General features: G+C 69.8%; 15 protein-coding genes. 8 read left to right on the top strand and 7 right to left on the bottom strand.

Going from position 1 to position 13448, the window contains the following annotated elements; translation table 11 throughout:
- Positions 1–46 precede the first annotated feature (46 nt).
- The 4 genes from HD593_RS55845 (at position 47) to HD593_RS55830 (ending at position 2932) form a co-directional block, all read left to right on the top strand.
- Positions 47–835, top strand: a complete 789-nt coding sequence (locus HD593_RS55845; protein WP_185110922.1) for an ABC transporter ATP-binding protein — start codon at positions 47–49, stop codon at positions 833–835.
- Between the two features lie 107 nt (positions 836–942).
- On the top strand, positions 943–1866 hold the full coding sequence (locus HD593_RS55840) for an SPFH domain-containing protein (RefSeq protein WP_185110921.1): 924 nt from the start codon (positions 943–945) through the stop codon (positions 1864–1866).
- 56 nt (positions 1867–1922) lie between these two features.
- On the top strand, positions 1923–2678 hold the full coding sequence (locus HD593_RS55835; RefSeq protein ID WP_185110920.1) for a sulfite exporter TauE/SafE family protein: 756 nt from the start codon (positions 1923–1925) through the stop codon (positions 2676–2678).
- A gap of 23 nt (positions 2679–2701) precedes the next feature.
- Positions 2702–2932: a hypothetical protein gene (locus HD593_RS55830; RefSeq protein WP_185110919.1), complete on the top strand. Its 231-nt coding sequence runs from the start codon at positions 2702–2704 to the stop codon at positions 2930–2932.
- Positions 2933–2980: 48 nt separating this feature from the next.
- Here HD593_RS55830 and HD593_RS55825 read toward each other — a convergent pair whose 3' ends face one another.
- The 6 genes from HD593_RS55825 to HD593_RS55800 all read right to left on the bottom strand — a co-directional run bounded on the left by HD593_RS55825 (position 2981) and on the right by HD593_RS55800 (position 8540).
- A complete protein-coding gene (locus HD593_RS55825) occupies positions 2981–3799 on the bottom strand; it encodes an NAD(P)H-binding protein (RefSeq protein WP_185110918.1) in 819 nt (272 codons plus the stop codon).
- 28 nt (positions 3800–3827) lie between these two features.
- Positions 3828–4739 (bottom strand): Rieske 2Fe-2S domain-containing protein, encoded by a 912-nt coding sequence (locus HD593_RS55820; protein ID WP_312904385.1) that lies wholly within the window; start codon positions 4737–4739, stop codon positions 3828–3830.
- A gap of 30 nt (positions 4740–4769) precedes the next feature.
- Entirely contained in the window at positions 4770–5381 is a 612-nt protein-coding gene (locus tag HD593_RS55815; RefSeq protein WP_185110917.1) for an HD domain-containing protein, read from the bottom strand.
- Position 5382: 1 nt separating this feature from the next.
- Entirely contained in the window at positions 5383–7563 is a 2181-nt protein-coding gene (locus tag HD593_RS55810; RefSeq protein WP_185110916.1) for a molybdopterin-dependent oxidoreductase, read from the bottom strand.
- Between the two features lie 121 nt (positions 7564–7684).
- Positions 7685–8323, bottom strand: a complete 639-nt coding sequence (locus tag HD593_RS55805; protein ID WP_185110915.1) for a hypothetical protein — start codon at positions 8321–8323, stop codon at positions 7685–7687.
- A 1-nt stretch (position 8324) separates the two neighbouring features.
- A complete protein-coding gene (locus HD593_RS55800; RefSeq protein WP_185110914.1) occupies positions 8325–8540 on the bottom strand; it encodes a hypothetical protein in 216 nt (71 codons plus the stop codon).
- Positions 8541–9189: 649 nt separating this feature from the next.
- Here HD593_RS55800 and HD593_RS55795 point away from each other — a divergent pair.
- From HD593_RS55795 to HD593_RS55785, 3 genes are all read left to right on the top strand, one after another.
- Positions 9190–10053: a helix-turn-helix domain-containing protein gene (locus HD593_RS55795; RefSeq protein ID WP_185110913.1), complete on the top strand. Its 864-nt coding sequence runs from the start codon at positions 9190–9192 to the stop codon at positions 10051–10053.
- A 45-nt stretch (positions 10054–10098) separates the two neighbouring features.
- A complete protein-coding gene (locus HD593_RS55790) occupies positions 10099–10323 on the top strand; it encodes a DUF397 domain-containing protein (protein WP_185110912.1) in 225 nt (74 codons plus the stop codon).
- 307 nt (positions 10324–10630) lie between these two features.
- Entirely contained in the window at positions 10631–10996 is a 366-nt protein-coding gene (locus HD593_RS55785) for a hypothetical protein (RefSeq protein WP_185110911.1), read from the top strand.
- Between the two features lie 58 nt (positions 10997–11054).
- On the opposite strand, the gene HD593_RS55780 is transcribed toward HD593_RS55785, so the two are convergent.
- A complete protein-coding gene (locus HD593_RS55780; protein WP_312904384.1) occupies positions 11055–12446 on the bottom strand; it encodes an MFS transporter in 1392 nt (463 codons plus the stop codon).
- Positions 12447–12584: 138 nt separating this feature from the next.
- Between HD593_RS55780 and HD593_RS55775 the strand changes: the two genes are divergently transcribed.
- Positions 12585–13415, top strand: coding sequence for a helix-turn-helix transcriptional regulator (locus HD593_RS55775; protein WP_221525421.1), 831 nt, complete (start codon positions 12585–12587; stop codon positions 13413–13415).
- The last annotated feature ends 33 nt before the right edge of the window (positions 13416–13448 follow it).

Genomic DNA, 13448 nt, shown 5'->3' with positions numbered 1-13448 from the left:
CTGCAATAGGTTTGTCCCGAGGGTGACTCCTAAGGAGGTATCGGGGATGGGTGGTCAGGTGCTGCGGCTCCAGGACGTCGCCGTCAGGCGCGACGGAGCGGCCCTGTTGCGCGGCATCGACTGGACGGTCAACGGGGACGAGCGGTGGGCCGTCATCGGTCCCAACGGCGCGGGCAAGACGACGTTGCTGCAGGTCGCGGCCACGTTGCTGTACCCGAGCGAGGGTGTCGTCGAGGTGCTGGGGGAGCGGCTGGGGCAGGCGGACGTGTTCGACCTGCGACCCAGGATCGGGCTGGCGAGCGCCGCGCTGGCCGAGCGCATCCCGCCGGAGGAGAAGGTCATCGACCTCGTCCTGACCGCCTCGTACGGGATCATGGGCCGCTGGACGGAGGAGTACGACTCCAACGACGTGACGAGGGCCGTCGAGCTGATCGACATGATGGGCGCCGCCCATCTCATCAGGCGGCGCTTCGGCACCCTGTCGGAGGGCGAGCGCAAGCGCGTGCAGATCGCCCGCGCGCTGATGCCCGACCCCGAGATGCTGCTGCTCGACGAGCCGGCGGCCGGGCTCGACCTGGGCGGCAGGGAGGATCTGGTGCGCCGCCTGTCGGTGCTGGCCGGCGACTACCGCTCGCCGACGCTGGTGCTGGTGACGCACCACGTGGAGGAGGTGCCGGCCGGGTTCACGCACGCGCTGCTGCTGCGGCACGGCTCGGTGGTGGCCCAGGGGCCGCTGGAGCACGTCATGACCGCCGACAACCTCACGCAGACGTTCGGGGTGCCGCTTACGCTGGACCGGAGCGCGGAGGGCCGCTGGTACGCGCGCGCCCATTAGCCCCGGACGCGCGCTCGCTAGATCACCTTTTATGGTGATAAAAGACGCCGATCCCCAAAACCAAATAGGATCTACGGAGTCGGTTCCCTCGACTCCGGAGCGTCGCCATGTCCGTCGAGCAGCTCATCGTCGCCCTGGTCGTGGTCGCGGCAGTGGGCTTCGGGGTGGCCCGCACGATTCGCATCATCCCGCAGGCCACGGCCGCCATCGTCGAGCGCCTGGGGCGCTACCACCGCACGCTCACGCCCGGGCTGAACCTGGTGGTGCCCTTCATCGACCGCATCAAGGACATGATCGACCTGCGGGAGCAGGTGGTGTCGTTCCCGCCGCAGCCCGTGATCACCTCCGACAACCTCGTGGTCTCCATCGACACCGTCATCTACTTCCAGGTCACCAATCCGAAGGCGGCCACGTACGAGATCGCGAACTTCCTGATCGGCGTCGAGCAGCTCACCGTCACCACCCTGCGCAACGTGGTCGGCGGCATGGACCTCGAACGCACGCTGACCTCCCGCGAGGACATCAACACCGCGCTGCGCGGCGTGCTGGACGAGGCGACCGGCAAGTGGGGCATCCGGGTCAACCGGGTCGAGCTCAAGGCCATCGACCCGCCCGCCTCCATCCAGGACTCCATGGAGAAGCAGATGCGCGCCGACCGCGACAAGCGTGCCGCCGTGCTGACCGCGGAGGGGCAGCGCCAGGCGGCGATCCTGGCCGCCGAGGGCGAGAAGCAGGCGTCGGTGCTGCGGGCGCGCGGCGAGGCGGAGGCCGCCGTGCTGCGCGCGCAGGCGGAGGCCGAGGCCCAGGCCATGCGGGCCAAGGGCCAGGCGGACGCGATCGGCATGGTCTTCAAGGCCATCCACGAGGGCAACCCCGACCAGCACCTCCTCGCCTACCAGTACCTCCAGACCCTGCCCGAGATCGCCAAGGGTGACGCCAATAAGATTTGGATCGTCCCCTCAGAAATGGGCAAAGTCTTGGAGAACCTGGGCGGCCTGTTCACACCCCCCAAGGGACAGGACAGCCCGTAGGGACCCCGCCGCCGCGGCCTGCACCGGGCAGCACATGGCGGCATCGGGAGGGTTTCGTGACGGGCTGGGAGCTGGCCGCGGTGTGCGCGGCCGGTGTGGTGGCAGGGGCCATCAACGCGGTGGTCGGGTCGGGGTCGCTGATCACGTTCCCCACGCTGGTGGCGCTGGGCGTGGACCCCGTCACCGCGAACGTCTCCAACACCGTCGGCCTCGTGCCCGGCTCCTTCAGCGCCGCCTACGGGTACCGTACCGAGCTCCAGGGGCAGCGCGACCGGCTGCTGCGGCTGGGCGCGGCGTCGGCGCTCGGCGCGCTGATCGGCGGGATCCTGCTGCTGTTCCTCGATCCCGACGTGTTCGAGATCGTGGTCGTGGTCCTGATCGCGCTGGCCTGCGTGCTGGTGATGACGCAGCCCAGGCTCAACGCGTGGGTGGCCGCGCGGCGCGAGCAGGCGCACCCGCACGGCGGCCCGGCCCTGTGGCTGGGCGTGCTGGGCGCGGGCGTCTACGGCGGGTACTTCGGGGCCGCCCAGGGCGTGCTGCTGATCGGGCTGCTCGGCATCTTCCTCGACGACGGCCTGCAGCGGGTGAACGCCGCCAAGAACGTGCTGGCCCTGATCGTGAACGCGGTCGCGGCGGCCTTCTTCGTCGTGGCCGCGGACGTGGACTGGCAGGCGGCCGCGGGCGTGGCGGCAGGCGCGGTCGCGGGCGGCTTCCTGGGCGCCAGGCTGGGGCGGCGCATCCCCGCCCCGGTCCTGCGCGCGGTCATCGTGTGCGTGGGGATTGTGGCGATTGTCGTACTGGTGTACGGATAATCGCCTTTGGGTAGGAACCTGGTATGAAAGGTGACCGGGTGGAGATCGTCATCGACGCCGGAGAGTCGTCGCCGCGCACCTACGAGATCACGGCCACCCGCGCCGGCAGGCGGGTCGAGGTGGCCACCCGGCGAGGGCTGGTGGAGGTGAGCGAGGTCACCCGCAGCGGCACCCCGGTGCGTACGGCCCGCTTCATGTCCAGCCGCATCCTCGCCCTCGTCGAGCACCCCGCCGCCGCGGCCGACGGGGCCTGACCATCCCGGGGGGAAGGGTCAGCGGAAGTCCTCCGCGTGGTCCTCCGATCAGCGGAAGTCCTCCGCGTGGTCCTCCGCCCACTGCCGGAAGCTCAGCGCGGGCCGCCCGAGCAGTCGCCGCACCGTGTCCGTGGCCCGCTCGGGCCCGGCCACGAAGCTCTCCCACGCCTTCAGCGCACTGTCCACGAACGCCTCGTCCCCCCAGGCCGCCAGCAGCCGCTCCCTGGCCTCCTCCGGCGGCTGCTCCTCCCAGCGCACCTCACGCCCGACCACCTCGCCGATCACCCGTACCTGCTCGGCCTGGGTCAGCTCGTCGGGCCCGGTGATGGCGTACGCGGCCCCGTTGTGCCCCGCCGAGGTGAGCACGTGGACGGCGACGGCCGCGATGTCCTTCTCGTGGATCAGCGCCCGGGACGCCTCCCCGAACGGCCACCGCACCACTCCCTGCCGCACCTGGTCCGCCCACCCCAGCGTGTTCGCCGCGAACCCGCCGGGCTGCAGGAACGTCCAGCCGAGCCCCGACCGCCGGATGAGCCCCTCGATCTCCCCGTAGTGCCCCCCGGAGCCGCCCGGCACGAACGCCGACAGGTACACCACCCGCCGCGCGTGCCCGGCGATCGCCGAGACCACCTCCGCCGCGTTGCCCGTGGAGAGGCCGGGCCAGAGCAGGAACACGCTCTCCACGTCCTTCAGCGCGGGTTCGAGTGTCTCGGGGGCCGTCAGGTCGCCCTGAACGGCCTCCACGCCCGGCTGCACCCGCTCGGGACGCCTGGCGAACGCCCGTACGTCGATGCCCGCCGAGGCGAGCTGTGCCACCACATGACTGCCGACATTCCCGGTCGCGCCGGTCACAAGAATCTTGCCCATGTCACGACCGTAGAACCTCAACCAAACTTCAGGTCAACCCCGGCCGTACCTGGATGGTGCCGTCACGCCTGATCCGCGTCTCGAACACGGGCGCGGGCGCCGTCGCGGGCCCGTGCTTGACCGACCCGTCGGCCAGCCGGAACGTGCTGCTGTGCCACGGGCACACGACGCACGCCTCGCCGTCCTCCATGACGAGCCTGCCCTGGTGCAGCGGCCCCGCCAGGTGCGGGCACCGGTCCGCCAGCACGGTCACGCCGTCGCCCTGGCGCAGCACGAAGAGCTGGATGTAGCCCAGCCGCCTGGCCACCGGGCGGCCTTCCGGGAGGTCCTTGAGCGGGCACAGGTCGTGCCAGCCCAGCGGCACCAGGTGGGTGATCTGCGGCGCGTGGTTGGCCCCCGCGGCCTGCCGGTAGGCCAGGTGCCCGCCGAGGTACGCGCCGAGCCCGCCCACGGCCAGCCCGGTGAAGGAGAGGATCCGGCCGGGCCGCTCGTGGCCGCGTACGCGGGCCATCAGCGAGGCTGTCATGAGGCCGAGCGCGGTCAGGTTCGCCGCCATGTGCACGAAGCCGACCCGCTGCTGCTCGCGGTGGAGCGAGGACCAGTCGGTGAGCCCTGCCGCCGCCGTGGGCAGGGCGTTGACCAGGCCCGTGGCCAGCAGCAGCCGCGAGGCCCGCGGATCGGCGCGTGCCAGGTCCAGCACGGCCGCGGAGAGCCAGCAGCCCAGGCTGACCGTGGCCAGCGGCGGGTGTACCGGCTCGCCGATGGGGACGCCGTGCAGCAGGTCGCGCAGGCGGCCCTGGCGCAGCCGCTGGCGTACGACCTTGGCCAGTCCCCTGATCGGCTTGTCCATGGCCTTCGACTTCTCGAGCCGATCGGCGATGGCGACCGGCCCGGCGAAACCCCGAAACTGCCGTCGTTTCGCGCGTACTGTCTCTTTCACGACAAGTCCCCTACCCCGGGCATGTGGGGATCACTCGGACAGGTGTCCCCTGGCCACCGAGAGTTCGACCAGCTCCAGGGCGTACGCACCGAGCGAGGGCGAGCCCTCCTCGATGATCCGCACCTTCTCCCTGACCTCCGCGGCCGTCACCTTGAACAGCGGCCACGTGCCGCCCTCGGTGTGGTGGTTGGCCAGAATCGGGGCGAAGCGGTCGAGCGCCTTGGCGAACCTCGCCTCCGGCGTCTTCCTGGCCTCGAACTCGTCCCACAGCTCCCGCAGCCACACCCCCTGCTCGTCCGGCAGCAGGCCGAAGATCCGGTCGGCGGCGGCCCGCTCGGCCTCGGCCTGGGCCTCGACCGCCACCGCGTCGTAGACGAACGTGTCGCCGGCGTCGATCTCCACCAGGTCGTGCACCAACAGCATGGCCACCACCCGTTGGAGGTCCGTTCCGGGTGGGGCATGCTCTCCGAGGACCATCGCCAGCGTGCCCACGTACCAGGAGTGCTCGGCGGAGTTCTCCCGCCGCGAGCCGTCGATGAGATGGTTGCGGCGGATGATCCGCTTCAACTTGTCGATCTCGATGGCGAAGGCGATCTGGGCGTTCAGGCGGTCCTCTTCTGGCGCGATAGTCACGCGCGACACCCTAATGTGCGATGATCACCCCGGTTGGTGAAATCGTGACCGGAACTCCGTTGAACACTGCGTTACCACTCGGAACGTCTATGGTCGTCTCGTCGGTGAGCGTGTTGACGTTGACACCGGGATGCTCGGCCGCCACGTTCTGGGCGCTGCCCGCGTGCCCCCATCCGTGAGGCAGGCTGACGACGCCAGGCATGATCGTGTCGGTCTGCTCGACGGGCACGGTGACCTGGCCCTTCGCCGAGCGCACCACGGCCTCGCCGGCCAGGCCCAGCCTGTCCGCGTCCGAGGGGTGGATCTGCAGCGTGCACGTGTTGCTGCCGCCGACCAGCGGGCCGACGTTGTGCATCCAGCTGTTGTTGGAGCGCAGGTGCCGCCGCCCGATGAGGACGATCTCCGGCGGCTCCTCCTCCAGCTTGCCGCGCAGCCGTTCCACGTCCTCCATGAGCTGCGGCGGTGCCAGCTCGACCAGGCCCGAGGCCGTCTTGAGCACCTCGTCCAGGCGGGGCTCCAGCGCGCCCAGGTCGAGGCCGTGCGGGTTGTCGAGCAGCTTGCGCAGCGACAGGTCGCCCTTGCCGGCCCACTCGCCGTACGGGCCGAGCCTGAGCATGAGGTCGAGCCGCCGCTCGCTGCCCGTCTCGCCGTCCAGCAGGTCGCGCAGCTCCGCCACGTCCCGCCCCTCGATCCCCGAGCCGGGCGTCTGCGTCGCCTTGCCCAACATGTCGTCGATGACGAACGCGTCGAGGTCGCCCTCCAGCCCGGAGGCGATCATGGCCAGCCTGGCGAGGATCTGGGCCTCCGACGGCCGCTCGTCCAGCGGCAGCAGCGGCGGCGAGTACCGCGCGTAGTTGCGCACGGCGAACCCGAGCAGCGCGAAGTCGTAGTGCCCCGACTGCAGGACCCGCGGCGGCGGCAGGATGACGTTCGCGTGCCTGGTGGTCTCGTTCAGGTACGGGTCCACGCTCACCATGAAGTCGAGCCCGGCGAACGCGGTGTCCAGCCGGGCGCCGTGCGGCGCCGACAGCACCGGGTTGCCCGCGATCGTCAGCAGGAACCTGACCTGCCCCTCGCCCGGCGTCTCGATCTCGTCGGCCAGCGTGGCCACGGGCAGCTCGCCGTTCGCCTCGGGCAGGCCCCTGACGCGGCTCTTCCACCGCCCCACCACGTACGGCCTGCGCCGCCCCGCGAACTCGGTCGCGGGCTTGGGGAACATGGCACCACCGGGCCTGTCGAGGTTGCCGGTGAGCACGTTCAGCACGTCCACCAGCCACTGGGCCAGCGTGCCGAACTCGGCCGTGCACGTGCCGATCCTGGCGTAGACGGCGGCCGTGGGCGCCGCCGCCAGCTCCCTGGCCAGCCGCGTGATCGTCTCGGCGGGCACCCCGGTGCGCCTGGCCACGGACTCGGGCGGGAAGTGCTTGGCCGCCTCGCGCACCTCGGCCAGCCCGTTGACCTCGTGCCGCGGCCTGGCCAGGTCCTCGGCGAACAGCGTGTGCACGATGCCGAACAGCAGGTACGCGTCCGTGCCCGGGCGGATGAAGACGTGCTCGTCGCCCAGCGCGGCGGTGCGCGTGCGGCGCGGATCCACCACGACCAGCCGGCCGCCGCGCCCGCGCAGGGCCTTGAGCCTGCCGGGGAAGTCGGGCGCGGTGCACAGGGAGCCGTTGGACTCCAGCGGGTTGGCGCCCAGCATCAGCAGGTAGTCGGTCCTGTCCAGGTCGGGCACCGGGATGGCCAGCGGATGGCCGAACATGAGCCCGCTGGCCACGTGCTTGGGCATCTGGTCGGCGGTGCTGGCGGAGAAGACGTTGCGGGTGCCGAGCGCCTTGATCAGCGGGGCGGCGTACAGGGCGCCGGCCATGGTGTGGGCGTTGGGGTTGCCGAGGTAGACGGCGATGGAGCGGCGGTCCGCGAGGCGGTCGAGGCCGGCCTTCACGGCGGTGAACGCCTCGTCCCAGCCGACCTCGCGCCAGAGCTCGCCCTCCCTGATCAGCGGCTTGCGCAGCCGGTCGGGGTCCTCGTCGAGCCGGCCGAGGCTGGCTCCCTTCGGGCAGATGAACCCCTTGCTGAACGGATCGTCCTTGTCGCCCCGGACACTGGTGACGTGCCCGCCGTCGTCGAGGGTGAGGGTCAGGCCGCAGACGGCCTCGCACAGGGGACAGGTCCGGTGGACGGTCGACGTCATCACGACTCCTGAGTTCGCCAGATGAACTCATCTTCGCGCGGACCGGGCGCATGGGGAAGCCCCGGAGCCCCCGCGGTCTCCGGGGCTTGCACCCCTAGGGACGGCCCCGTTCCCTAGGTCTTCATGCCGCGTGCGGCAGTGTCGCCAGATCAGGCGGCTCCTCGAGCTCGGATCTCAGCGGGATCCACGATCTGTGCCCGTACAGGCGGTCCAGCCCGGGAGAGGTCGCCCCTGGCACCTCGTCCCGCCTGACGATCTCGACGATGAGGAGCTGGGCGCGCGTGCGGTGCCGGTAGACGTTCACGCTGCGGGCCCAGCAGGCCGCCGCGATCTCCTCGCTGTACGCCTCGAACGCCTCGGCGCTGACGCCCGCCCGTACCAGGATCAGCGCCTTCTCGCCGGTGGTCGTCGGGGTGATCCAGAGCACCAGCGGGATGCGGCCCGCCCTGGTGTGCATGGTGGTCTCCAGGCAGGTCCGCTGCAGGCGGTGCCTGGAGACGACGCACCAGAAGTGGGCCACGACCCAGTTGCGGCCGAACCTGGTGGCGGCGGGCACCGAGACGGCGCCGGCCACCAGGACGAAGGGCACCCACCGGCCCGCGTGCGCGGCGCTCAGCAGGGCCGTGACGAGCAGCGCCAGGCCGGCGAGCAGCAGCAGCTCGGTGCGCGCCCGCCAGAGCCTGGCCGGCAGCGAGCCGCCGCGCGCGGCGGGGAGGTCCTCGCTGGCAGGGTACAGCTGGTTGCGTGGGTTCCTCGGCATGTCACGACACCTCCTCGATCACCTTGCTGGGCTGGCGGAGCTGGTCGAACCGTGGGTCGCGGTACCGGCGGGAGCCGAATCCCGTCTTGGTGACGGTCCAGCCCACCCGGTAGGCGAACTCGTCGGGCTCCACGCAGATTTCGTAGTCGGCGGACGCGATGAGATCCTGGATCCAGGACTTGATTCGGCCGACCCCCTTGGTACCTTGTGAGTACATAAGAAGACCCCTTTCGCGGCATTTAGAGGTGGCTTCTTGCCGGTCCGACGGCTGGTGACCGAGTTTCGCCGCAGGGTGGCAGCCCAGATGCGGCGCTCGGTGACCAGCCTCGGCCCGGCTTTTTTCGTGCTCGAATGAGCGAAGTCGCGCTGCGTTGTTCAGACGATGACTGAATCCTTCCGGCAAGTGGCCTCCCTGTGGCGGATGTTCGTTTCGGGGACGGCGACGCTGCCGGAGATGCGGCCCTCGTACGGGCACGCGACGGTGGGCGGAAGCTCTCGTGCGCCGGGCCGTGTCGTCATGCCGGCCTCCTCTGCGACTCGAGAACCCTCCTGGTTCTGATCGTCCCTTGCAGTCGTCGTTGCTGCAAGTCTTCCAGCAAGGGAAGATTTACTTTTCTTTGCTTCTTGCGATGCAACTTGCACGACAAGCATCATGCGTCCGATGGAAGGCGGAAGATCTCCCCAGTATCAGACCTGTTCGCGGAGCTTGTCCTTGCCCCTACGCTGTACCCATGAAAGCCTTCTGGCAAGGCTGTGCGGCACAACTCATGCAACTTGCAGTGTAAGATTGGGCGAACGGCCCAAAAAGCCGGGCTCCAAACGGTCCCTTCCGGCTACACCTTCATTCCTGAGAAGGAGGGTGGACGGTGCCATCGCAGCAGGGCAGTCCAACAGTACGGCGCCTCCGGCTGGGGCAGGAGCTACGCCTCCTCCGCGAGCGGCGAAACTTCACCGGGGCCAAGGCCGCCAGAGAGCTCGGCTGGTCGGCGAGCAAGGTGAGCCGCATCGAGGCCGCCAAGACCATGCCGTCCGCCGAGGACATCAAGTCCATGGCGAAGCTGTACCGCGTCGACGGCGACAAACTTGACGAGCTCGTGGGCCTGTTGCGTGATGCGGAACAGCGCGGGTGGTGGGAAGATTACGAGGACACCCTCCCTGAGGAGTACACAAGATTCCTCGGCTTGGAGGCGGAGGCCGTCCACCAGCGCAACTGGGAACCCCAGGCTGTGCCGGGTCTCCTGCAGACCGAGGACTATGCCCGGGAGGTCATCCTCGCCACGCGGGGTATCGCGCGCATCACGCACAGCGGTGTCCGCAGCAGGGTCGAGGCACGGCTCGACCGGCAGGAGCGGGTCCTGCACAGAGCCGATCCCTGCCGAATGAGCGTCATTCTGGACGAAGCGGCACTTATGCGCCGTTTTGGGGAGCCCTCGGTCATGTGTGAGCAAATGGAACATCTCTTGGAGGTGTCCCTACTGTCACACGTCAGCGTTCAGGTCCTACCATTGGACTCGCTTCACCCGGTCAACACCGGTGCGTTCATTCATCTCAAGTTCGCGGAATTCGATGATGTGGTGTACCTGGAGCAGCTTTATTCTGCTCACTTCGTCGAAGACCTCGAGCGGGTGGCCGGTTACGAGACGGCCTTCGACCACATGCGGTCGGAAGCTCTGGACGAGGACGAGTCACGGGTGCTCATCCAGCGCAAGGCCATGCTCTGGCGGCGGTGACGACCCCGGTACCTCAATACAAGGCAACGGAGCCTAGGGATAAACATGCACAACGACATCACGAAGGCGGCCTGGCGCAAGGCCAGCTACTGCAACGGCGCAACGGCATGCGTCGAGGTTGCACCTCTGACGGATGGCAACGTCGCGCTGCGTGACAGCAAGCAACAGGATGGGCCGGTCCTGGTATTCACGCCGTCGGAGTGGGCTGCCTTTGTGGCAGGCGTTCAAGATCACCAGTTCGACCTGGCCACCCTCGCCGCCAGCTCATGACAAACGGCTCTGGGCAGTTGTTGCAGCAACTTCCCAGAGCCGTTCAACAGAGGCTGTGAATGCGCTCTGTCACAATGACCCGACCTTTCGGTGGGCATAGATCATTTACATTGTGGCATCGCCTGTCCAGCTCACGCAACTGCGCTCGTCCTGCGCGGACGCGGCGCGAGCGTGCCCTGGCACACCTGCGCGTTCCTGGCCTGCTCCCCGTAGTCGGCAGTTCCAGGAGAGACAAGCCATGCCGTTATTCGAGTCGAAGAGGCACTCTCGGCGATACCGGATCAGTGATCGCAAGAGGCTGAACCAAGTGCTCCCCAAGGTCGGGCGGGTGCTCGACGCCGCTCCCCACCAGTCGTTCCGCGTGGAGACGGTCGTGGCCGACGAGGGCTACGAACTGCGGATCCGCGTGCTGCTCGACACCCGGCAGCCGACCATCGACGTCATCGAGAGCGGCAGGGTGCCGCAGGACCTGGTGGAGGAGGTGATCGGCGTGATCCGGCCCCACTGCCGTGGCCGGAAGCCGAACAGTGGCGGGCCCGGGTGGCCGCGACGGGCCTGGGGCTGGTTCCGGGCCAAGGTCTGGCCGCAGACCCTGGCGCAGGTGCTCGGCGGCACCGTGGTCCTGGCACTTTCCGTGGTGGCGGCCGTCGCCGGCCTCACCGACCTCATCTGATGGCGCGCCCGCGGCGTGCCCGCGGGCGGTGTCGGCGAGATTAAGGAGCCATCCAACTCTAGGCGACGGCCGGAACCCGGCGCCGGACGAGGAACAGGGAGCTCACCCCGGCGAGCACGGCCAGGGCCGCCATGGCCAGGGACGTGGTCAGCGACGCGGAGGCCGAGGCGGTGGCGCTCGCGTCCAGGGAGATGAACAGCGTGCCCACGGTGGAGACGCCGATGACCTGGCCGAGCTGCATCACGGTGAGCAGGGCGCCGCTGGCGTCCGCCGCGTACGCGTCGTCCACCTGCTCGGTGGCCATGTTCGTCACCGCGACCTGCACGCCGAGGCCGGCGCCGATGAGGGCGCTCATCAGGGCGTAGCCGAGGCCGCCGCCGGAGGCGAGGCCGAGCCCGACGTAGGCGGGGGCGGCCACCACGTAGCCGAACGGCACCAGCGGGCGCTGCAGCCGTACGGGCAGGCGCGGCCAGGCCAGCCCGACCAGGCCGAACGCGAGGGCGCAGGGCACCAGCATCATGCCGGAGGCCAGCGGCGACAGGTGTAGGTCGCCCTGCAGGTGCAGGGCGGAGGTGAACAGGAACGCCCCCCACGTGGCCGGCCCGAACAGCAGGATCGCCAGCCCCGGCCGCATGCCGGGCGCGCGCAGCACCCGCGCGTCCACCAGCGGGCGCCCGCCCCGCGCGGTCACCCACCGCTCGATGCGGACGAACGCGGCGAACGTCACCACGCTCAGCCCCATCGAGACCCAGCCCCACACCGGCCAGCCGAGGTCGCGGCCGAGCACCAGCGGCACCACGAACAGCAGCACGGCGGCCGACAGGGTCGCCAGGCCGAGCGGGTCGAGCCCGGTACGGCCGCCGCCCTCGTCGGCGGGCAGCACCCGGAGCCCGGCCACCAGCAGCAGCGCCCCGATCGGGACCAGCGTCAGGAACACGAGCCGCCAGCCCAGGCCGAGCCCCAGCAGGATCCCGCCGAGCGCCTGGCCCACCACGATGCCACCGCTGATCACCAGCGACCACAGGCCGATCGCCCGGCCCCTGGCGGCGCCGTGATAGTTGCGCTGGATCAACGTCAGCACCTGCGGCATCATCATCGCGGCCCCGGCGCCCTGCAGCAGCCGGGAGGCCACCAGCCAGCCCGTCGCGGGCGCCAGGCCCGCGGCGAGCGTGGTGATGGTGAAAACGGCGAGCCCGCCCAGGAACGCCTTGCGATAGCCGAACAAGTCACCGACCCTGGCCCCAGTGATCAGCAAGACGGCGTAGACGATGGTGTAGCCCGCGACGATCATCTGCAGCCCGGCCCCCGACGCGTTCAGGTCGGCCTCGATGGTGGGGGTGGCCACGTTCACGATGTTGACGTTCAGGATCGCCAGGAACTGCCCCACGAGGATGATCGCCAGGAGCAGGCCGCTGGGCTTGGGAACGGCTTCCTGTGTCTGGGTGTTCACAGGAGGGGAGAAAGCGGCAGTTTGCGACATGCTGCTCAGTCTGCCGCCATCCTGGTACCAGTAACGAGAGCCCATTTATACTGGTACTGGTGCTAACTGGATAAGCACCCCGTGTGCCCCCATAGTGGAGAAATGACGGTGGCTGAGGCAAGACGTACCGACCTGTCGGCGTTCCTGCGCTCGCGGCGGGAGCGGATCACCCCGGAGATGGTCGATCTCGCGCCCGGCCCGCGCAGGCGGACGCCCGGGCTGCGCCGCGAGGAGGTCGCCCAGCTCGCCGGGGTGGGGGTCACCTGGTACACCTGGCTGGAGCAGGGGCGGCCGATCAACGCCAGCCCGCAGGTGCTCGACGCGATCTCCCGCACGCTCAAGCTCGACAGCGCGGAGCGCCACCACCTCTACCGGCTGGCCGGGCAGGCGGCCGACCCGGTCCCCGTGGACTCCGGCCAGGTGACGCCCGAGATGCAGGGGATACTCGACCGGCTCGGCGACCTGCCGGCCTGCGTGTCCAACAGCCGGTGCGACGTGCTGGCCTGGAACGACGCGTACGCGGCGCTCTTCCCCGAGCTGGTCGGGGCGCCGGAGGGGGAGCGCAACTCGCTCTGGCACGTCTGCCTGTACCCGGTGCCCGTGACGCGGCTGGTCGACCGCGACCACGAGCTGGCGCGGGCGGTGGCCGTCTTCAGGGGCGCCTACAGCCGGCACGCCGACTCGCCGTGCTGGCAGGACTTCGTCCGCCGGCTCAGCGTGGAGAGCGCCGAGTTCGCCCGGTTGTGGGCCCGGCAGGACGTGGCCGATCCGGGGCCCAGGGTGAAGCGCTACAAGCACCGGGAGCTCGGCGGGCTGCGCTTCAGCACGACGAGCCTGACGGCGGTGCCGGAGATCCGGCTGATCGTCTACACCCCGATGGATGACAGGACTCGACTGGCTATGTCCAGGTTGATGAGCATTGGGGAGCCTGCGCGGTAGTCCGTCCCACATGGCATGCTCGATCCCTGTAAG

This window comes from Nonomuraea rubra (assembly GCF_014207985.1).
In the GTDB taxonomy this organism is placed as follows: domain Bacteria; phylum Actinomycetota; class Actinomycetes; order Streptosporangiales; family Streptosporangiaceae; genus Nonomuraea; species Nonomuraea rubra.
This window is presented reverse-complemented; position numbering and strand designations above follow the sequence as displayed.